The organism is Myxococcales bacterium, assembly GCA_016712525.1.
Taxonomy (GTDB): Bacteria; Myxococcota_A; Polyangia; order Polyangiales; family Polyangiaceae; genus JAAFHV01.
The window spans coordinates 1,276,552-1,296,928 of the sequence record JADJQX010000001.1; the positions used below are offsets into that span (position 1 = coordinate 1,276,552).

General features: G+C 68.6%; 18 protein-coding genes. 11 read left to right on the forward strand and 7 right to left on the reverse strand.

Annotated elements, in window-relative coordinates; translation table 11 throughout:
* Positions 1-54: 54 nt before the first annotated feature.
* Both IPK71_05475 and IPK71_05480 read right to left on the reverse strand, forming a co-directional pair.
* Positions 55-1,596 (reverse strand): hypothetical protein, encoded by a 1,542-nt coding sequence (locus IPK71_05475; protein MBK8213183.1) that lies wholly within the window; start codon positions 1,594-1,596, stop codon positions 55-57.
* 48 nt (positions 1,597-1,644) lie between these two features.
* Entirely contained in the window at positions 1,645-2,004 is a 360-nt protein-coding gene (locus IPK71_05480; GenBank protein ID MBK8213184.1) for a VOC family protein, read from the reverse strand.
* A 108-nt stretch (positions 2,005-2,112) separates the two neighbouring features.
* Between IPK71_05480 and IPK71_05485 the strand changes: the two genes are divergently transcribed.
* Positions 2,113-2,307, forward strand: coding sequence for a hypothetical protein (locus tag IPK71_05485; protein ID MBK8213185.1), 195 nt, complete (start codon positions 2,113-2,115; stop codon positions 2,305-2,307).
* A gap of 75 nt (positions 2,308-2,382) precedes the next feature.
* A complete protein-coding gene (locus IPK71_05490) occupies positions 2,383-3,417 on the forward strand; it encodes a pirin family protein (GenBank protein ID MBK8213186.1) in 1,035 nt (344 codons plus the stop codon).
* Here the strand turns inward: IPK71_05490 and IPK71_05495 are convergent.
* Positions 3,366-3,953 (reverse strand): dihydrofolate reductase, encoded by a 588-nt coding sequence (locus tag IPK71_05495; GenBank protein MBK8213187.1) that lies wholly within the window; start codon positions 3,951-3,953, stop codon positions 3,366-3,368. The genes IPK71_05490 and IPK71_05495 overlap by 52 nt on opposite strands.
* A gap of 338 nt (positions 3,954-4,291) precedes the next feature.
* On the opposite strand from IPK71_05495, the gene IPK71_05500 reads away from it, so the two are divergent.
* From IPK71_05500 to IPK71_05510, 3 genes are all read left to right on the forward strand, one after another.
* On the forward strand, positions 4,292-4,672 hold the full coding sequence (locus tag IPK71_05500; protein MBK8213188.1) for a BlaI/MecI/CopY family transcriptional regulator: 381 nt from the start codon (positions 4,292-4,294) through the stop codon (positions 4,670-4,672).
* Positions 4,669-6,486: a serine hydrolase gene (locus tag IPK71_05505; GenBank protein MBK8213189.1), complete on the forward strand. Its 1,818-nt coding sequence runs from the start codon at positions 4,669-4,671 to the stop codon at positions 6,484-6,486. Before IPK71_05500 ends, IPK71_05505 begins: the two co-directional genes overlap by 4 nt.
* 143 nt (positions 6,487-6,629) lie before the next feature.
* Positions 6,630-6,893: a hypothetical protein gene (locus IPK71_05510; GenBank protein MBK8213190.1), complete on the forward strand. Its 264-nt coding sequence runs from the start codon at positions 6,630-6,632 to the stop codon at positions 6,891-6,893.
* Positions 6,894-6,914: 21 nt separating this feature from the next.
* On the opposite strand, the gene IPK71_05515 is transcribed toward IPK71_05510, so the two are convergent.
* Positions 6,915-7,682 carry a glycerophosphodiester phosphodiesterase gene (locus IPK71_05515; GenBank protein ID MBK8213191.1) on the reverse strand — a complete coding sequence of 256 codons (768 nt, stop codon included), beginning with the start codon at positions 7,680-7,682 and terminating at the stop codon, positions 6,915-6,917.
* A gap of 89 nt (positions 7,683-7,771) precedes the next feature.
* Here IPK71_05515 and IPK71_05520 point away from each other — a divergent pair, with 89 nt between their 5' ends.
* On the forward strand, positions 7,772-8,455 hold the full coding sequence (locus IPK71_05520) for a hypothetical protein (GenBank protein ID MBK8213192.1): 684 nt from the start codon (positions 7,772-7,774) through the stop codon (positions 8,453-8,455).
* A 92-nt stretch (positions 8,456-8,547) separates the two neighbouring features.
* Here the strand turns inward: IPK71_05520 and IPK71_05525 are convergent, their stop codons facing one another.
* Entirely contained in the window at positions 8,548-9,297 is a 750-nt protein-coding gene (locus tag IPK71_05525) for a UMP kinase (GenBank protein ID MBK8213193.1), read from the reverse strand.
* A gap of 141 nt (positions 9,298-9,438) precedes the next feature.
* Here IPK71_05525 and IPK71_05530 point away from each other — a divergent pair, with 141 nt between their 5' ends.
* Positions 9,439-10,431, forward strand: a complete 993-nt coding sequence (locus IPK71_05530; protein ID MBK8213194.1) for a peptidyl-prolyl cis-trans isomerase — start codon at positions 9,439-9,441, stop codon at positions 10,429-10,431.
* Between the two features lie 2 nt (positions 10,432-10,433).
* Here IPK71_05530 and IPK71_05535 read toward each other — a convergent pair whose 3' ends face one another.
* Entirely contained in the window at positions 10,434-10,919 is a 486-nt protein-coding gene (locus IPK71_05535; GenBank protein ID MBK8213195.1) for a macro domain-containing protein, read from the reverse strand.
* 12 nt (positions 10,920-10,931) lie between these two features.
* Entirely contained in the window at positions 10,932-14,243 is a 3,312-nt protein-coding gene (locus IPK71_05540; protein MBK8213196.1) for a serine/threonine protein kinase, read from the reverse strand.
* A 150-nt stretch (positions 14,244-14,393) separates the two neighbouring features.
* On the opposite strand from IPK71_05540, the gene IPK71_05545 reads away from it, so the two are divergent.
* From IPK71_05545 to IPK71_05560, 4 genes are all read left to right on the forward strand, one after another.
* Complete coding sequence (locus IPK71_05545; GenBank protein ID MBK8213197.1) at positions 14,394-16,475, forward strand: serine/threonine protein kinase; 2,082 nt, start codon at positions 14,394-14,396, stop codon at positions 16,473-16,475.
* 251 nt (positions 16,476-16,726) lie between these two features.
* Positions 16,727-17,875: an AAA family ATPase gene (locus IPK71_05550; protein MBK8213198.1), complete on the forward strand. Its 1,149-nt coding sequence runs from the start codon at positions 16,727-16,729 to the stop codon at positions 17,873-17,875.
* Positions 17,872-18,753: a hypothetical protein gene (locus tag IPK71_05555; GenBank protein MBK8213199.1), complete on the forward strand. Its 882-nt coding sequence runs from the start codon at positions 17,872-17,874 to the stop codon at positions 18,751-18,753. The genes IPK71_05550 and IPK71_05555 overlap by 4 nt, the downstream gene beginning before the upstream one ends.
* Before the next feature lie 7 nt (positions 18,754-18,760).
* Positions 18,761-20,332 carry a DUF262 domain-containing protein gene (locus tag IPK71_05560; protein ID MBK8213200.1) on the forward strand — a complete coding sequence of 524 codons (1,572 nt, stop codon included), beginning with the start codon at positions 18,761-18,763 and terminating at the stop codon, positions 20,330-20,332.
* Positions 20,333-20,377 lie beyond the last annotated feature (45 nt).

Consider the following 20,377-nt stretch of genomic DNA (forward strand, 5'->3'; position numbering starts at 1 on the left):
GGCACGGACACGCGGGCACGGGCACGGGCGAGAGACGGGGCGAGCGGAAAGGCCCTAGCCGGCCTTGCGCTTGCCGACCTTCCACTGCTTGGCCTTGCCCACGTACTCGAGCATGCGCTGGCTGCCGTAGCCGAGGCGCGTGGCTTCGGTGGTGGGCAGGTGCGCTTCGTCCCGGAGGCCGCCCCACGCGAAGCCGAGCTCGAACGTCTCGGGGTGGGCCTCGCAGAGGTCCGAGAGCAAGCAGGCGGCTTGGTGGTCGCAGTCGCCCTCTTGGACATAGAAGCCCACGTGGAGATCGAGGCGCTTTCGGTAGGCGTCGAGCTCGGCCGTGACCCCCATCTTGGTGCTGTAGACGGGGCGGCCGCCCTCGGTCGTGACCGAGTCGAGGAGGCTCGCGCCGTTGAACATGACGCTCTGCCCGGGTTCGACGAGGCCCTTGTCGCAGGCGTCTTGGAGGTCTCCGGCGAAGTGGAAAAACTGGATCTCGCGCGGGCCTGGGTAGGTGTGGCCGTCGACCGTCTGCTCGGTGGCCGAGACCCCCGCGACCTCTTCGCGCAGGAACGCCGCGACGGCGACCACGTGGATGCCGCGCGCGTTCATGGCGCGGACCACGTCGCACAAAAACTCGGGTGTGCTGCGCAGCGACTTGATCTCGATGATGACCGAGAGGCACGGCTTGCCGGTGACCTCGCGGTGCACCTCGACGGCTTTGCGGACCGACCACGGGGGCGCGAACGTATGCAGCATGCACGCTTCGGTCGACGTGCTCCGAGGCTCGGCCTCCATGGCGGTGATGGCGGCGTTGAGGTCGTCCGCGCGGGCGAGCACGAGGGCGCGCGCGAAGAGATCGAGCCACGAGTCGACCTCGACCCCGCCGAGCGCCGTCTTCTTCGTCTTGCGGACGTCGCGGTACTGGCAGATCCCCATGGCCTCTTGGAGCGTGTCGGTGGGGGTCGCGTGGGCGATGAGCGAGGTGTCGATCATGCGCTCCATGACACGATCGAGCTCCTCGGGATCGTGGCGGGCGCGCTCCCAGAGGGGGAAGAGATCACGGTCGACGAAGAGATCCCACTCGAGGCCGCACAGGTGGAGCGGGTTTCGGCTCGAGTCGGGCGCCTCGTCGTTCGTCGCGTCTTTGTAGACGCCGAACGCGGCGAGCACGGGGTTGTTCTCGAGCATCGGCATGAGCTTCGGCGGGCCGTCGCCGGCCTCGAGCGCCTTGCGGACGTCGTCGAAGACGTCGGGCATGAGGAACGCGAGGATGCGGCGCCAGCGCGCGTCCGCGAGGAGGGCAGGGGAGGCTCCCATGAACGCGCCGTGGCCGTAGAGCTGGGTGCGGATCGGGGTGAGCTTGAACGAGGTCGGGACGAAGGGCAGATCGTCGACCTTGTCCCACAGGGCGGCGCCGAGCTGACGGACCTCGGCCCCGACGAGGCGCGCCCCGGCCTGGAGACGACGCCGCCGCTGGCGAAACGAACGGAGCGCCCCGGCGAGCACCTCGCCGACGCGACGAAGCGCCTGGCCTACCCAGCCAAAAAAGCGGAATCGCGTGCTTCGTTCGGTCCCCATCGCGCGCTCCCCACGAGCGTACCGCACGCGGGGAGCCTCCGTCGTATCAAGCGCACGGCCTCGGATGGGGCCGCGTCAAACGGGCATGTGGAGGCCCACGCGGTTCCCCTCGGTGTCGTCGAGGACCGCGATGAAGCCTATGGGGCCGAGGCTCGTCTTCGGGGTCACCACCGTGCCCCCGGCGGCTTCGATCCGAGCCAACGAGGCGTCGAGGTCGGGCGCGCGCAGGTAAATGACGGCCCCCGTGCTCGCGGGGACGTGGGCGTCGCTCTTCACGAGCGCCCCGCGCACGGCCTCTTCGGGGCCGGGGAAAATCGCGTGCGGGACGCCGAAGAAGACCTCGCGCTTCAAGGTGAGCCCGAGCACCTTCTCGTAGAAAGCCGCGGCGCGCTCGAGGTCTTTCGTGGGGAGCTCGAACCAGGTCACGCTGTGCATCGTCTTTCGTCCTTTCGTACGCGTCGATTCGCGTGGAAAGACCGTACGAGGGGCGAGTGACAGCCCATGGTCAGTCATGTGCGGGGAGGTTTCGGCTACCCTGTCGACATGCTCTGCGCCTTTTGCCGGAAGGAGATGGCCTACGTGCACGGCCACGCGGCGTGTGTGCGGTCGGGGTGCCCGATGTACGGGGTGAACCAGGCCGAGTGCTGCAGCGGAGAGACGGCCTCGTGTGGGCCGCTCACGGCCGAGGTTCACGGCTCGGCGCGCGCCTCGTTGATGCCCGAGCCCGACGACGGTTAGCTCTCCCGAGGAGAACGCTGGGTTCGTGTGGCGCGTACGAGCCGGACGCCGAGGAGCGTGTTACCGATGAGTGCCATGACCTCGCCCATCACGCGCGTTCGCCCCCTCGGTTTCCCGTGGCCTACGGACGATCCTTTCCTCTTCTGCGTGCACCACGACGACGCGTACCCCGAGGGCAACGAGGCGCTCGGGCCCAAGGCCTCGCTCGCGGGGAGAAACCTCGGGCAGGACTTCGTCGTGAAGGACGGGTTTCGCATGTATCATGGCGAAATCGTTCCGGGTTTTCCGCAGCACCCGCACCGCGGCTTCGAGACCTTGACCCTCGTGCGGCGCGGGCTCGTCGATCACTCCGACTCGCTCGGCGCGACGGCGCGCTTCGGTGGCGGGGACGCGCAGTGGCTCACGGCGGGCAAGGGGATCGTGCACTCGGAGATGTTCCCGCTCGTGAAAGCGGACGCGCCGAACCCGCTCGAGCTCTTTCAGATTTGGGTGAACCTGCCCAAGGCCGACAAGTTCGCCGAGCCGCATTTTTCCATGCTCTGGGCCGATCGCATCCCCAAGGTCGACGTCCGTGACGCCGAAGGTCGCGTGACGACCGTGACCGTGGTGGCCGGCGCGTACGGGGAGGCCGTTCCGCCTGCACCGCCGCCCCGCTCGTGGGCCTCGCGGCCGGGCTCGAACGTGGCCGTGTGGGCGCTACGGCTCGAGCCGGGGGCGCGCTTCGAGCTGCCCGCGAGCGAGGCCGGAGTGACACGAAACCTCTATTTTTTCGCGGGATCCAAGCTCACCGTGGCCGACCGCACGTTCGACGGGCACGCCGCGATCACGGTCTCGGCGGAGCGTTCTTTGGTGCTGCGCGCCGGAGACGACGTCACCGAGGTGCTGATGCTCCAGGGGCGCCCCATCGCCGAGCCGGTCGTGCAGTACGGCCCGTTCGTGATGAACACGCCCGCGGAGGTCCAGCAGGCGATGGCCGACTACCGGCGCACGCGGTTCGGGGGTTGGCCGTTCTCCGACGACGCTCCCACGCACCCGCGCGAGGCGGGCAGGTTCGCGCGTCACGTCGACGGGCGCGTGGAGCACGCCGAAGCCACCGAAGAGACCGCGTAACGGAGCTCGACGAACCCTCGGCCGAAGGTGGTCGTGCCGAGGAGCGTGAGCGGGGCCTCGAGGCGGGCGGGAAGGAGCGGTATCCCCCCGCCGAGCACGACGGGCGCGATCCCCAAGTGGAGCTCGTCGAGGAGCCCCGCGCGAGCCGCTTGCGCTGCCAGATCTCCACCCCCGACGAGCCATACGTTTTTGCCTGCCGCGGCTTCACGAGCGGCCTCGAGGGGCGCGTTCACGGGGCCCTTCGCGAAGCGCACGTCGGCGCCGGGAGGGACGGGGCGCGTGCGGTTCGCGAGCACCCAGGTCGGCTGCGTGTACGGCCACGGGCTGCCCTCCTGGCGTAGGAGGAAGTCGTACGTCGACGCGCCCATGACGATGGCCCCGACGCCCGCGACGAACGCCTCGTAGTGCTCTTTGATGCCCTCGGCGCCGTCGAACGCGAGGAGCCAGTCGAGGCCGTGATCGGCGGTCGCGATGTACCCGTCGAGGCTCTGGGCGACGTAGTAGACGGTGCGCGGGCGAGGGGAGAGATCGTTCATGCCAGAGAGCCTGCCACGGGTCGCTGACAGGTGTGTGTCAGGGACTGCTCCTCCCTTCCGAACGGGACGCTCGAGCGCACGTGGGAGCTCGGCCCGGGTGCCGATGCGCCCGGGGGCGGGTCGGTGATCGCGTCGACCCCGGCGCCTACGATCGACGAGAGCTCCTTCGGGTTCGACGGAGCCAAGCTGGCCAAGCCGAGCCCTGCGCCGAGAGGCACGGACCACGTCCACGGTGCCACACGAAGCTCGCGTACCCGGTGGAGGGCGAGTGGAGGTGCTGCTAAAAAAATAGCATCGCCTCGTTGCTAAAATTTTAGCACGCGGCTAGGGTCCTCCTCATGGCAAAGGCACCCCTGTCGCGCCGGGAGCGCGAGATCTTGGACATCCTCTACCGGCTGGGTCGCGCGTCTGCCCATGACGTGCTCGCGGCGATGCCGGACCCTCCGAGCTACTCGGCGGTCCGCGCGCACCTCCGCCTCCTCGAGGAGCGAGGGCACGCGAAGCACGTCGAAGAGGGCGGTCGCTACGTGTACGCGCCACAGGTCCCGCGCGGCGAAGCTCGAAAGAAGGCGCTCTCCCACCTTGTCTCCACGTTCTTCGGCGGCTCGGTCGAGGACGCCGTGCTCGCCCTCGTCGAGACCTCGCGGGACAAGCTCGGCCCGGACGAGCTCGAGCGCCTCGCCGCCGCCGTCGCCCGCGCCAAGAAGGGGGCCCAATGATCACCCTCCTCGCATCTGCGCTCGTGCGCGCGCTCGTCGTGTCGTCGCTCGCGCTCGTCGCGGTGGCGCTGCTGCGTCGAGCACCGGCGCGGGTCCGCCGCTCCGTCCTCGCGGTCGGGTTCGCGGTCGCGCTCCTTGGGCCCGCCTTGTCGTCGCTCGTGCCGCTCGCGGTGGTGCCGGCTCCCGTCGTCGCGCGCGCTCGTGCCCCCTTCGTCGAGCCTCTCGAGGGCGGAGCTCCCGTGCCCGTGCTCGCGCCGTCCACGGGGCGCACCCGCGAGAGGATGCTCGCGGCGTGGGAGCCTTCGGCGCACGAGGTCCTCGTCGGGGTGTGGGCGCTCGTGGCCTCGGCGCTCCTCGTTCGTGCGGTGGTGTCGCGTCGACGCGCGGGTCGGCTCGGGTCGAAGGGCGTCGAGCTCGCGGATGGCGTCGTCGTGACGTCCGACGTCGACGGCCCGGTGGTGGTCGGCGCGCTCGGCGCTCGGATACTGCTCCCGCCGGCCGCGCTGGAGTGGGACGAAGAGCGCCTCGGGGTCGTGCTCGGGCACGAGCGCGCTCACGTCGCGGCGCACGACGGGCTCGCGCGGCTCGTCGCCGACGTCGCGTGCGCCGTGTATTGGCCGGTACCTTCGGTTTGGGTCGCCGCGGCACGCCTCGCGCGCGAGTCCGAGCTCGCCGCCGACGAAGCCGTGGTCGACGGGGGAGTCGCGTCGACGATCGTCGCGGAGCACCTCGTGGCCGTGGCACGTGAGGCGCGCATTCCCGCGCCGCGTGTCGCGTTCGGGATGGCGTCCGAGCTCGGGCGTCGCGTCTCCGCGCTCCTCGAGGCGCGCCCGACGCCATGGTCCAAGATTCGGTCGCGTGGAGCGTTCGGCGCCGCCGCGGTCGCGATCGCGATCGTCGGGTGCGCGGGAGAGTCGCGTCACGCACCGCTCCCCGTGGTGGCCAGCGCGGGCCCTGTCGGAGCCGGAAAATCCGCTGCCGCGACGGTCGACGATCCGGCCCTCACGAAGATCGTGGACGAGGAGCGCGCGCGCGCGATCTCCGAGTACGGCGCCGCCGGTGCGGTGGTCCTCGTGATGGACGCAAAGACGCACGGCATCGTCGCCACGAGCGGGGACGTCGACACGATGCGCGTCCCCGGCTCGACGGTGAAGCCCCTCGTGTACGCCACCGCGCTCGATGTGGGCGCGATCCAGCCCGACACCACCTTCGACTGTGGAAACGGGCGCCGCGTGTACGGTGACAAGGTCCTCGAGGACGCTTCCGCGCACGGGATGCTCCCGCTCGCGACGATGCTCGCGGTCTCCTCCAACGTCGGGGCGTCGCGCGTCGCCGACAAGCTCGGGCGCGATCGGACCGTCTCGGCGCTCCGTGCGGTCGGCCTCGGGGAAGGCGTGCCGACGACCGTCGACGAGGGCTACGGGCTCGCTGTCCTCGCTGCCGGAGAAGGCCTCCGCGCGACGCCGCGGGCCCTGCTCCGCGCGTACGGCGCCCTCGTCGACGGGACGCTCGACGGAAAGGTCGTCTTTCGTCGCGAGACGGCAGACACGATGCGCCTCCTGCTCGCGGAGGTCGTCTACGGCAAGGAGGGCACGGGTGCTCGCGCGGCCGTCGACGGAGCGCGGATCTCCGGCAAGACCGGCACGAGCGAGGACGGGCGCTCTCTCTACGCGAGCTTCGTCGGCTTCGTCCCGTCGCGCGAGCCACGCTGGGTCGTCTACGTCGGCATCGACGCGCCGAAGGACCGTGGGTATGCGGGAAAGACCGCCGCCCCCGCCTTCGCGCGGATCGTGACGCGTATGCTCGCGCGCTGAAGGTCGTCCCCATTGGCGACCGCGCGGAGTGTCCACCTCGACACTTTGTGGGGGAGGTTGAGAGGAACGGCCGCCATCCTCGGTGGCCCGCGCGGACCGGCGGCAGCGTGGTCAGGCCACCCGTGCTCGGCTACACTCGCCTCATGCCTGGCCCTGGCGATCCGGAGTACGAAGCCAAGCTCGCCGCCGACATCGCCCGCCTGCAGGCCGCGAAGGGCATCAACCCGCGTGCGTGGCTCCGCGAGAACAAGGGGCTCCTCCTCGTGTTCGTCGCGTACCTCGCGGTCGTGGGGGTTTTCGTCGGTATCGCCGTGGCGCGTGGTGATTCCCCGGGGGGCGCGGGGCTCGTCGGCGTCTTCGTCGCACCCGTGGTGATGCTCCGCGTCTACCTGCGCTGGAGACGCTGAGCGCGGAGCTGCCCGAAGGCGCTACTTTGCGGCGCGGAGGACCTTCGCGAGCACGTCGGGATGATCGACGGTGATGGCGTCGACGCCGGCGCTCACGAGGGCCGCGAGTACCTTCGGGTCCGAGGGAGCCCAGGTGGCGACGCCGAGCCCCGCGCCATGGGCACGGGCTACGTCCTCGGGGCACACGAAGCTCGCGTGGGGCACGAGCACGTCGGCCTTGGCGAGCTTCGCGAAGGCCACCGGATCGGCCGGGCGCGCCGCGTAGAGGAGCCCCGTGCGTAGCGATTTCGCGATGGATTTCAGGTGCTTGCACACGGCGTGGTCGAAGCTGATGGCGAGCACGCGGTCGGTCGTCGACGTGTCCTTCACGGCCTTGACCACGGCCTCGGCGAGCCCCGGGGCGCAGACCGGATCGCCCTTGAGCTCGATCTCGACGCCGACACCTCGCTCGCGCGCCCACGCGAGGACCGCGTCGAGCCGGGGGACGGGCTCGCCACGGTAGGCCTTGCCGAACCACGCACCCGCATCGAGCTTCGCGAGGGTGCGCGCGCTCGCCCGCGACACGGGGCCGCGCCCGGTCGTGGTGCGCTCGAGGGTCGCGTCGTGGAGGACCATGGGCACCCCGTCTTTCGAGAGCCGCACGTCGAGCTCGACCCAGTCGGCCCCGAGACGCGCCGCCTCTTCGAACGCGGCGAGGGTGTTCTCGGGTCGGGTGCCCATGGCGCCGCGGTGGCCGACGTTCGAGGGTTTGCCGTGGGTGCGCAGAAACGACGGGGCGTTCGAGGGCATGGAAGGCGAGAATATCCGCCCTTTTCCAGGGCAGGGGCACGAATCGCCGCGGGCTTTTGCCGGCTCGCGAGGTGAGCTACGCTCGAGGCATGGGCAACTACGGCGACAACGGTCCGGTCTCGGGTATCCCCGAGGGTGGCCCCGGCACCGACGACATGCTCGCGGCGTTGGCGTCGCGTGGGGGGACTGCGCCCAACCAAGGTGCCGCGACCACGGTCGACGGAGCGCCCCGTGGGGCACGCACCCGTGTGGCAGGCGCGCCCGTGGCTCCGTCGCCCACGATGGTCGCGGCGGCCGCGGCAGGCCTCGGCCCGGGGCCTGCGATGTCGAAGCGGATCATGGCGTTCCTCGCGTCGCTGAGCGTGTCGTTTTTGTGCGGTCTGCCCGTGGTGCTCAAGTTCGATGGGGTGATCGGCGGCAAGCCGAAGGTCGAGCCACCGGCGGCTCCTGCCGTCCCCGTGACGCCACCCTCGGCTTCGCCCGCAGCTGCGCTCCCCGCGCCACCGCCTGCCGCTTCGCAAGCGACCGCGGCGGTTTCGCCGCCCGTTCAGGCTTCGGCGACGCCCCCGGCTCCTTCGGCCGCGAAGGGCGCGAAGGTGGCCGCGCGCAAGGATCAGCCCGCGGTTGCCGCGGCTACCGTGGCTCCTGCCGCGCCCCCTGCCGCGCCCGTCGCGAAGGGCCCCGATCCCGCGGCGGCGCCCCCTGCTCCGCCCCCAGCGGCCACGCCCGAAAAGCCCGCGTCGACGAGCCCGCACTCCGTGCTCGTCCAATAGGGAGCCGCTCCGTCGCGCTGGCCGCGGCGAACAAAAAGGCGAGAGCCCCACGGCCGGATGGCGCATGGGGCTCCTTCGAGACGACGGCGAGGTCAGCCCGTGACGGTGGTGCCGATGCTCTCGCCGCGGAGGGCGCGCTTGATGTTGCCCGGGGCGAGCTTGAACACGCGGATGAGCATGCCGTTGTCGCGGCACATGGTGGCGGCCGTCGAGTCCATCACGCCGATGCGCTCGGAGATGAACTTGTCGTACGACATCTCGCTGATCATGCGGGCGTCGGGGAATTTCACGGGATCGCGGTCGTAGATGCCGTCGACCTTGGTGGCCTTGAACACGGCCTCGGCCCCGATCTCCATCGAGCGGAGCGCGGCGGCGGTGTCGGTCGAGAAGAACGGGTTCCCCGTGCCCGCGGCGAAGATCACGAAGCGGCCCTTCTCGAGGTGGCGCACCGCGCGGCGGCGAATGTAGGGCTCGGCCATCTGACGAATCTCGATGGCGGTCTGCACACGCGTGGGCACGCCGACCTTCTCGAGGCCGTCCTGGAGGGCGAGCGCGTTCATCACGGTGGCGAGCATGCCCATGTAGTCGCTCTGGGTGCGGTCCATGCCGGCCGCGGCGCCCTTGAGGCCGCGGAAGATGTTCCCGCCGCCCACGACGATGCCCACCTGCACGCCGAGCGCGTACACCTCGGCGAGCTCCGCCGCGGTCTGGCTGAGCACCTCGGGATCGAGGCCGCCTTGTTTGCCGCCGAGGGCCTCGCCCGAGAGCTTGAGCAGGATGCGCCGGTACCGGAGGTCGGGGTGGAGCGCCGGAGGGGGGCCTGCGAGGTCGCGTGGTTCCATGAGAGGGCTTCTACTCCGTGCCCCCGATGGGGTGCAATGCACGACCGCGCGCTCGTTTTCATGGGGTACGGTGCCCCGAGGCGCGCCACGCTGGCGGGCGGGGGACGGTCGGTGTAGACACGTCCGATAGCCATGCCTCGCGTGCGCCGAATCTCCTTTCTTCTTGCTGCGTTGCCGATCGTCGCGCTCTCGGCCTGCGACGGCTGCAAGGGCCAGAAAGACGGCCCCTCGCCGAACGACGACGCGGGCCTCCACGCGACGAGCGCGCAGCTCACCCCGGAGCTGTCGGCCAAGGTGCTCGCGAAGGTCGGCGAAAAGACGATCACGCTCGGCGATTTCGTCGCCGCGATCGAGAACATGGATCAGTTCGATCGCCTGCGGTACCAAGCGCCCGAGCGGCGAAAAGAGCTGCTCGAGGAGATGATCCGCGTCGAGCTGCTCGCCCAGGAGGCGACCCAGAAGGGCCTCGACAAGGACCCGGTCACCGCGGCCGAGATCCGGGCCATTTTGCGGGACGCGATGCTCGCCGACGCGCGGAAAGGTGCGCCTTCGCCGGCCGACATCCCCGAGGCCGACGTCCGCGCCTACTTCGACACCCACAAGGCCGACTACCACGACCCGGAGCGCCGCCGCCTCTCGTGCCTCGTCTTGAAAGACGACGCGCAGGCCAAGTCGATCGTGGCCCAGGCCGTCGCGGCGACGAGCCCAGCGGCGTGGGGCGAGCTCGTGAAAACCAAGTCGATCGACGCGCAGGCGCGCGCGAACGTGCCCGTGGATCTCGCGGGCGACTTCGGCATCGTGAGCCCCCCCGGGGACACGCGCGGCGAGAACGTGCGTGTGCCCGATGAGGTCCGCGTGGCGGCGTTCGCGATCGCCAAGGTCGGGGACGTGAAGCCCGAGCCCGTGAAGGTGGGCCCGAAGCTCTACGTGGTGAGGCTCACGCAGAAGCTCGAGCCCCACGACCGCACCTTCGCCGAGGCCGAGCGCGTGATCCGCGTGAAGCTCGCGCAGGACAAAATCCGCGAGCGCGAGGAGGCCGTGCTGAAAGAGCTCCGCGCGAAGCACAAGGTCGAGATCGACCAGACCGCGCTCGGCACGGTGAAGGTCGACCTCGCGCCCGACGGCGGGAAATAGCGTCAGGCGTCTTCGACCTCGGGCTCCCCGAGGACGAGGCCTCGCACGAACTTCTCGTAGACGACGAGCTCGATGGGGGTCGTCGCGCCGATCTCGGCGGCCACGCTCTTCACGCGCCGCCACTCGAGGCCGCCGAGGCCCGTGCCGATGCGCGGGATGCCGATGCGTGGGATGCCGGCGTGGGTCGCGAGCTCGACGGTGCGCGCCAAGGAGCGCTCGAGCGCCGCGAGCTTCGCCTTCGACTTCCAGTGGGCTTGGAGGGCGAGGGCGTACACCGTGCGCGCGCCGTCCACGTGGACGAGCACGTCTCCCAGGGAGAAGCGCCCGTCCTCGCAGCGTTTTTTGTACTCGTCCTCGAGGCCGGGGAACTGCTTCTTGAAGGCCACGGCGACGCCGGCGTCGAGCTTGCCCTGCGTGGTGCAGCCGAACGCGAAGGCTTGGAGGGAGGGGTCGGCGAACATGTCGCCTTCTGTGAAAATCGTGGGCATGGGCCTCTAGGGTCAGATCGACAGGGCGAGCTCGCGGCCCATTTCGAGCGGCCACGGGCGGTCTTTGGGGTCTTTCATGGTGGCGGCACGGAGGACCCGAGCCACCCCGGCCGGGAAGCCACGGAGGCGCGCGCCGTCTTCGAGGGGGTCTTGTCGCATATGCGCGATGATGCGGTCGCGGGGATTGTCGATCTCGTCGAAGAAAGCGCGGCCCGTGGTGACGTTGTAGATGGTCGCCGCGAGCGAGTAGACGTCGGCGCGAGGGTCGAGCTCCACCGGGTCGAGCACCTGCTCGGGGGCGATGTACCCGGCGGTTCCGGCCACGAAACGCCCCCCTGCGTCTTCGTGGACCTTGATGGAGCGCACCATGCCGAAGTCGATGACGACCGTGGCGAGCGGGTGCGCCATGGCGGGGTTCCGGTGTTTCTCGGGGTCGAAGCGCTCGCCTCCCGCGAGCGGCAAACGCAGCCACAAGTTGGCGGGCTTCACGTCGCGGTGGACGAGGCCTGCGCCATGCAGCGCCGCGAGGCCTGCGCACGCTTCGAGCACGACCTGGCGGAGCTCGTAGAACGACATGAGGTGCGCGCTCGAGTACTGTTTGAGATCGGCGCCGATGAGGTACTCGAGGACGAGGAAGGGCACGTTCCCCGACACGCCGCGGTCGATGATGTTCGCCACGTTCGGGTGGTAGAGCCCCGCGAGCGCGTTCGCCTCTTCGACGAACGAGGCCAAGATGCCCTCGCGCTCGGTGTCCGTCGCGTTCTGGAGGGCCTCGGCCTTGGGGATCTTGAGCACGAAGTAGCGCTCGGCCCCGGGCTTTCGCACGAGCCACACGCTGCCGATGCCACCTTCGCCGAGGGGCTTCACGAGCTCGTAGCCCTCGATGATCTTGGGCTCCTCTTTCTTCGGGAGCGGGGGCGGCGCGGGGGTGCGCGAGATGGCCTCGGCCACGGCGGCCTCGAGCAGGGCCGAGGTGAGCGGACCGAGAGACGCGAACCACACCTCGAGCATCGCCGGCTCGCGAGACCGGACCGCGCGCGCGACGAGGGCCGCGATGCGCGGAGCGTTCTCGGTCGCTTGTTTCGAGAGCGAGTCGGCCGACATGTCCGGCACGCTCGCGTGGAGCGCCTTGACCGGATCGGCGAGGGCCCCGTGGAGGCGGCTCGCGGCGAGCACGAGCTCGAGGCACCCAGCGTCGAGCTCTTTGCTCTTTCCCGAAACGTTTCCGAAGGTTCCGAGGGCCTTGGCGAGGCCCGCGAGGGCGTGTGCGAGCTCGGTGTCCTCCGCGTGCAGGGTGCCGAGCGCCTCGGCCGACGCGGGCCCGAACGCGCCGTTCGCCTCGCCCTTCGAGACCGACGTGCGCAGGGCCTCGGCGCGCTCGCAGCAGAGGGCGAGGGCCTCGGGGGCCATCATCGGGAGCGCGTGCGCGAGCTGGAGCAACATCGTGGGCCGGTCGATGACGAGGGCCCACCACGCCGCGAAGGGCCCGAGCCACCGCACGTCGTCGACCTCGCCGAGCGAGGTGCCTCGCGTGGTGTCGACGAGGCGCCAGAAGAGCGTGCTGAGCGCCCCGGAGAGGGCCTCGGGGAGCTCGCGGGAGCCGTCGGCGAGCCCCGACACCTTGCGGAGCCAGAGGCAGGTGTCGTGAGCCGTGGGCCCGCGGCCGGGCCCGAGGTCCGCGTCCTCGCCGCACGCGTCGAGCGCGTATCCGCCGAGCTTTATGGCGAGCACCTCGAGGGAAAGATCGGCCTTCTCGTCGGTGCCTTCGACCGCGCGTCGCTCCTTCACGAGATCGAGGATCTCGGAGGGCGCCCGGGCGAACGCCTCCCAGGTGTCGGAGAGATCGGGCTCTTCGACGGGATCGCCTTCGGGCCGCGTGGCGAGGAGAGGAGACCAGAGGCGGAGCGCGAAGGCGCGGGCCGAGCCCTCGAGCGCGTTGATCGCGGCGGCGCGCTGGCGAAGGCGCCCCGTGCCGAGCGCGATCTTGCTGGCCTCGTGGAACGTCGGGAGGAGGGAGCTCGCGAAGCGTGCGGCGCGCGCGTCGGCCTCTTCGTCGTCGTACTGGGCGGCGATGCGTACGAGGTTCTCGAGGCCGAGCTCGAGATCGAGGGGGTCGCGCTCGGCGCCGTCGATCGTGTCGGTGACGGCGATGACCTCGATCCAGCGGCGGCACTCGTCGAGGCTCGAGGGCTTGGCGTGGCGCGCCATCTCGCGGAGCTTCCGCAAGGTCTTCGCGACGTCGTCGGGGGCGGCGCCGCGGCGAAAGAGGGGCGCGAGGCCGCGGGCGAGTGCGCGCGCAGCGATGGCCCCTCCGTCCCCGGCGAGCACGCGCTTCGCGAGGCGATCCCAGAGCGAGCGGCGCTCGAAGAAGAGGTACGGCGTGGCGGCGGCGACGGCGGCGAGCACCCACGCCTCTTCGTCGCGCGAGTCGAGGATGCTCACGAGCTGGCTCGCGACGAGCATGAGCCGCTCGGCGGGGAGCGACGCGAGGGCCGTGGTCGCCCGCTGACGGAGCACACGCGACTCGCCGAACACCCAGTCGAGCAGCGTGCCCTGGAGCGCTTCGACCGGGCCCGTGAGCCGGCCGAGCGCGCGCGCGGCGTGTACCCAGACGAGCGGCTCGGGGTGAAGCAAGAGCGGCTGGAGCACCTGGAGCGTCTGACCGACGAGGAGCGGATCGGTCGTGTGGGGCATGCCAGAGACGCTCACCTCGAGCATGCGCGCGGCGAGCACGCGGCCTCGGAGGGTGCCACGCGCAGGCTCGTGCACCATGGCCTCGAACGTGTCCTTCGAGCCCCAGATCCACGGCCCGAGCCGCGGGAGCTCGAGCGCCGAAGCCCCAGCCTCCCACACGAGGATTTGCAGGCGGGCGCGGGCTTCGGCGGTCTCGTCGGCGGTGAGGGCCGATCCAGAGCCGAGCAGCGGTGCGCACGCGAGCGCGTCGGCGAGGGGACCTTCGACGACCCTGTCGCGCACGACCTTGGCGGCCTCGCTCGCGAAGCCTGACCGCGCCGCCGCGGGCAGGAGGCCGGCGAGGGCCACGTCTTTGTGCCACGTGAGCGCCGCGCACCACGCGAGCAGCACCTCACCGGTCGGCTCGGCGAAGAGCATGCCGAGCGTCTCCACGTGCTCCGGCGATCGGGTGAGCTCGGGGAGGCGGGCCGCGAGGGTGTCCGCGGCCTTGCGTGTCGACCCGTCGAGCGCCGAAGCGCCCTCGCGACCGTCCGAGCGCCAATAGGTGCGGAGCTCGGCGTCGAGCTCCGGGCGCGCGGCGAGGGCCATGGTCAAGGTGGAGAGGGCGTCGCGGATTTCCTCGGGGAGCATGGCGGGTCGATGGAGAGTACACACGAACGGAGGCCCGTGGACGCCCGCCGTAGCCCCGTCACGTACGGCGCCTAAACCCTGGAAATGACTGAACGAATGGGCGGTGGCGGAGGAGCGCTCGTGCGCGTCGGAGGCGCGCTTCGCCGAGGCATGGATTACGCTCGAAGTGACGTGCCGAAGCCCGACGCGAAGCCACCCGGAGAGATCCCCACGACGCCGCGAGGCGCAGAAGTGAGGGACACGCTCGAGAGCGAGCGGGCGACGGACCCTTGGTCGAGGCCGACGCTGCCCCCGAGCGACGATCCGACGTCGGAGATGCGCTTCGTGCCGCAGCCGCTCTCGGAGCCGAAGATCCGCGACCTCGCCACGGGGGAGTCGTCCCCTTCGGCGCCGTCCCGGTACGTCTCGCGCTCCCTCTTGGGCGAGGGGGGCATGGGGGTCGTGCGGCTCGTGCACGATCCGATCGTCGGACGCGACGTCGCCATCAAGACCATCCGCAAGGATCGCGACACGAGGCCCGACATTCGCGCGCGTTTCCTCCGCGAGGCGCGTGTGCAGGGGCGGCTCGAGCACCCGTCGATCGTGCCCGTGTACGACATGGGCACGGCCTCCGACGGCTCGACCTACTTCACGATGCGGCGTGTGCACGGCACGACCCTCGGCGCCATCCTCGAGGGGCTCGCGAAGGGGGACGTGCCCACCAAAGAGAAATACTCGCGCCATCGGCTGCTCTCGGCGTTCGGGAGCGTGTGCCTCGCGGTCGACTTCGCCCACGAGCGCGGCGTCGTCCATCGCGACCTCAAGCCCTCGAACGTGATGTTCGGCGACTTCGGCGAGGTGTACGTGCTCGACTGGGGCGTGGCCAAAGTGGCCGACTCCCCCGACTGGGTGATGCCCGAGGAGACGAGCGGCGAGCACGCGACCGTGGCCGGCAGCTACGTGGGCACGCTCGGCTACATGGCTCCGGAGCAGCTCTCGGGCGCCGAGGTCGATCGGCGCGCCGACGTGTACGCGCTCGGGGCGCTCCTCTTCGAGATCCTGACGCTCGAGCCGCTCCACGTGGGCACGCCCTCGGAGATGACCGCGACGACCCTCATCGGTGTCGACGCGCGCTGCTCGGAGCGGGCCCCGGATCGTGACGTCCCCGACGAGCTCGAGGCCGTCTGCGTGCGTGCGACGGCGGCCAAGGTCGACGAGAGGTTCCCCTCCGCGCGTGCGCTCTACGACGCGCTCCAGCGGCACCTCGACCGCGATCTCGAGGCCGAGCGTCGGCGAGAGCTCTCGGTCGGGTACGCGCAGGCGGCCCTCCCGCGCGCGGGCCGGGCGTTGGCCGACGACGATCCGCACAACCGCGAACGGGAGCAGGCGATGCGCGACGTGGGCAACGCGCTCGCGCTCGACCCGAAGAACCGCACGGCGCTCGAGACGATGACCAAGCTCCTCGCGCACCCGCCGAAGGAGATGCCACCCGAGGCCGCCGCGGCGCTCGAGAAATCGCGGAACGAGCTCATGCGCGTGACGGCGCGCATGGGGGCGTTCGTGTTCGGCACCTGGTTTTTGTGGCTCCCGCTCGTCGTGTGGATGGGCGTGCGCTCGTGGGCTCCGCTCGGGGTGGCGTCGGTCGCGTTCGGCGCTTCGCTCGTGCTCTGCCTCGTCGAGGCGCGCCCGACCCACGTGCCGAACGACCGACGCAGCGGGGCGATCTTGTTCTTCGCGTGTGTCGGCTTCGCGGCCATGTCGCGGCTCTTCGGGTCGCTCGTGCTCTTGCCCACGGCGCTCTTCGCGGCGGCCGTGGTGTACGCCCAGAACTACTTTCGCCCCATCTTCAGCACGGCGTCGTTCGTGTTCGGCGCGGCCGTGATGATAGGCCCCACGGTGCTCGAGCACTTCGGGCTCCTCGCGCCGTCGTACACGTTCGACGACGAGGGCATGCGCATCGCGCCGAACGTGGTGAGCTTCCCGAAGGGCCCGACGATCGTGCTCCTGCTCGTCGCCAACGTGTTCGTCATCGCGTCCGTGTGGCGGCTCACGCGGCGCATCCAGCGCGCCCTGGCGGAAGCCGAGGGGCGTGTGGCCGTGCACGGGTGGCACCTCCGTTTGATGGTCCCCGAAGAGGCGCGGCACGCCGTGCGTACCCCGACGGTGCGCGGACGAGGGGCGAAGCCGTCGGTGGGGAACGTGCCCGCGTCGCGCAAGCTCGAGCCCGAGAAGGCGCCCGATCGGAAGACGTAGGGCTCTCGATTTCCGGCAGTTCTGTTCCGGCGTCGCCGCGCTAGCGGTGAACGAGCGACCCGGTCTCCTGTCGCATGGCCGTGCCAGTTCCGACGCAGGCTTCGAGTGCGTCGGTGCACCACCTAGAGGTCTGCGAACCCACGAATTCCCATCTGGATTCCACCGACCGTGGCACAATACCGCGTGTGGACTCCGTGCGACTTAGCGGCTTCGAATTCGAGCACTACCGCTCCTTCTTCACTCGGTCTCGCGTGCGCCTCGGTGCGAAGCTGACGCTTCTCTTCGGCTACAACAACGCGGGCAAGAGCGCGCTGCTGCGGGGGCTCGTCCTGTTGGCCGCATCGTGCCACCCGGACCCCGCCAAGACACGCCCTCCGCTTGCCCTCGATCATCTTGCGGCGCGCGGGGCCTCGTTCGCGGACTTAGTCACGCGCGGTCATGCGGCACGACTTAGCCTAGGGCTTTCATGGGACGATGGCGCGCATCTCTCCATGAAGCTTCTCGAACCCTTCAAACTTGGCGAAGGTCGTCGGACACCCCTCGTCGAAACGCTCAGTACTCAAGGACTCGACGGTTCGGACCTAAGCGCTGTCTGGCAGCCGAATGAAGAGCTTGAGCCGATCTACGAGATGAGGGATGGTACCACCGAGAGCATTCGGTTTGATGGCCTTCTCTTGGATAAGCGGTTCAGTAGGTTGCGAGCCCGGTTAGAGGCCTTCGGAGAGTCGGTTCACTGGCTCCCCCCGACGCGCCGACCTCCTGCCGATCGGTACCCGGCTGCCGGCGATGTCTACGACTCGGCGGACCCGATACCGTTTCTTGCTCGAATCGGACAGGAGCACATCGTGCATCGCGATGTTCAGAGTGGGCTCGGTCGGCTTGCGGGGGTGGAAATGTCGATCGGGCGCGACGTTCGCGGAGCGTATGCTGATATTGCACCTCAAGGCCTGCCGGGGAGCGGCGTGCCGCTGGCCTCGGTAGGAGAAGGTATCAACCAAGTGCTGCCGGTTCTCACTCTTGCGGCGATGGCGCGCAGGGGCCAATTGGGAGAAACACCACTAGTAGCGATCGAGCAACCTGAACTTCATCTTCATCCTGCGGCCGAGCTATCGCTTGTCGACGTTCTCCTTGAGGCGTGCTCGAGCAACGCGCGCTTCGTTCTCGAGACACACTCTGAAACACTGCTCTTGGGTCTTCAACTTGCTGTTGTCGAGGGACGCCTATCCCCTGATGATGTGAGCATTGCCTGGGTCGAGCGTGGAGGAGGCGGATTGTCGACTGTGCGCGAGGTGCCCCTGCGCCTGGACGGCTCTCGCGAGGGCTGGCCCCCCGGGGTCTTCTCTGAGCACCTCGTGCAGGCTCGAAAAATACTAGAGGCGCGGGAGGCGAAGCGGACATGAACGTTGTGCTCGAAGCATCGGTGTTCACTGACGCACCCGAATGGTGCTTGCCAATCATGTGGTTCGCCCGAGTTGGCAAGCATCGAGTCCTGCCGGCCAAGACGGCGCAATCCAGCTTTAGCCAGTGGAGAAACGCACTCTCCCCTCACCAGCAGCAGGCGGTCGACCACGCGGAAAGCTGGTCGACGCAGGAGCAGGCAAGTGCACCATCAAAGTTGAAAATCGTCGTAAGCGAGAGGCCAACCAACGATCAAGTCTCGCCGACCACAGCCTGGATGATCCTGCAGCGGCCTTACCGGATACTGTTCGAAGATGGTTTCAACGACCGCGCGTTCTTGTTGCGAATGGCCGGCTCGGCGGAACGTACCTATCTTCGGGAATGTTTTGAGAAGGAGTGGCTTGAGGCTGACCACGGCGGCGGGATCAGCAGTATGCCGCGTCGTGTGATGCAACTCTCGACGACGACGACGACGGCGATCCCCCTCCTCGCTTCATGCTTGTTCGATAGCGATTCTGAGGCAACGGGACATCCGAGTAGCGATTCCACGCAGCTCGGGTTGGTATGTGAAGAAGCGAAAATGCACTATTACCGACTCGCGCGAAGGGCTATCGAAAACTACCTGCCACGCTCTGCGTTCAACCGATGGATTTCTCTTGGGGGTAACCGGACGGAGAGGCAGGCTAGGCGGGAGATTGTCGATGGCTATTTTTGTCTTGAAGAAAATGAGCGGTACCACGCGAAAGTGAAGTCTCTGGTTGGCCCGGTTGGCGGCCTGTATGGAGACGACACAGCCATGAACGACCAGGACGTAGTGCGCGAGGGTGGGCCCGCCGAGCTTCGGCCATTTGTTCAGGAACTCATCGAGCGAGCACGGTAGGCCGGCCATGAACCACGAAGCAAGTTTCCTTAAAGACCCGACCGTAGTCTTCATGACCGAGCTTCTCGCTGATGTGAAGAAAGGCATTGTGCAGCTGCCTCGTTTTCAGCGGGCGAGCGTGTGGACGGAGGACCAGCGCCTCGATCTTCTTGATAGTGTTCGCAAGGGGATTCCTATCGGGGCGATAATGCTTTGGCGCACGAATATGCCCGTCGCCGCTCGCCGATGGATAGGCCCTCACTGGATTCCCGCGGCATCGTCGACGGGGTCACACCAGTACATACTCGACGGAGGTCAACGGATTGCCTCGTTGCTTGGCGCGCTCTATGAGGAGGCCTCGTCAGCTCCAGGCGATGACGATGGGGATGCTCCGGGACCGGACGAAGTCTTTAGCTTCTACTACGATTTAAAGGAAGAGTGCTTTGTACCGCGCAGGCAGGAACAGAAGGTGGCGCCTTACTGGCTACCGCTGCCAGATACCCTCAACACGGTAGCTTTGCTAAAGTTTCAACGAGGGCTTACTGGACCCGATGCCGACGAGTGGGTCGCACGTGCCGACGCGCTTGCGACTCGCTTTCGTGCATACAAGGTCCCGGTGATACTGCTGGCATCCGATGACGTCGAGTTCGCCACCACGACGTTCCGTCGCGTGAACAGCACTGCTACCCCGATGAGCGACCTTGACATGGTGAGCGCTCTGGTATGGAGCCCGACGTTCGACCTGGAAAAGTTGCTTCGCGAGGAGCGGGAACGCCTCGAACCTCCGTTTTGGCAGAAAGTCGATGACGAAACCTGGCTCCGGTGCATAAAGGCAATTCTCGGGCTCGACCTCTATGCTGACACGGACAAGGTTCAGCGCGCACTTTCAGCAAATCCAGATTCTATACCGCGTAGTCGAGATGGCCTAAATCGTGTTGCAGAGTTTCTGTGCGCCGAGTGTCGGGTAGCGTCGCCAGAGCTGGTTCCGTATCGGCACCAAATACCACTTCTTGTCCAGGCGTTCGCGATCTCTCCCTGCCCCGACGCAAACCTGCGCAAGCGACTTGCTGCGTGGTTCTGGCTCACCACCTATGCCGGGATCTTCTCTGGAATCAGTGGAGGCGGCCTCACTCGGGCGCAGTCAGACATGGAGGAATTGGCGCGAGATGTCACGCTGCGATGGCCGAAGAAGGCGCCTTTCAAGCGAGAGCCTATGCCGATACGGTTCGACTTTCGCCACGCGCGTGCACGAGCGTTGGCGACATCACTCGCTCGAGAACGCTCGGAAGGTCCGGTTGAGTTGGGGCTTTACGGTGCCGCAGCCATGGTACAACTTGTCACAACCGGGGCTCATCGGTCGAGCCCAGGGAATCGCTTCTTTTCCCCGCATCATCAGCGGAAGGAACTCGTTGCGCTTCTTCGTGGCAATGCCGAGGAACGAAGGCTCCACCACGTTTCGGACGCAGCGTGGGAGGCCTTTGAGGCCAATGCTGTTGATGACTTTGTGCGTCGCCGCACGTTAGACCTTGAGGCGATGGAGGAAGAGTTCGTGAGGGGATTCGCAAGCCTATTGGTTCCAGGAGTATCGGAGAGCGCCTAGTTCGATCTGGACTGTTTCGGGGAACGGCTTATCTGCGACATGCGC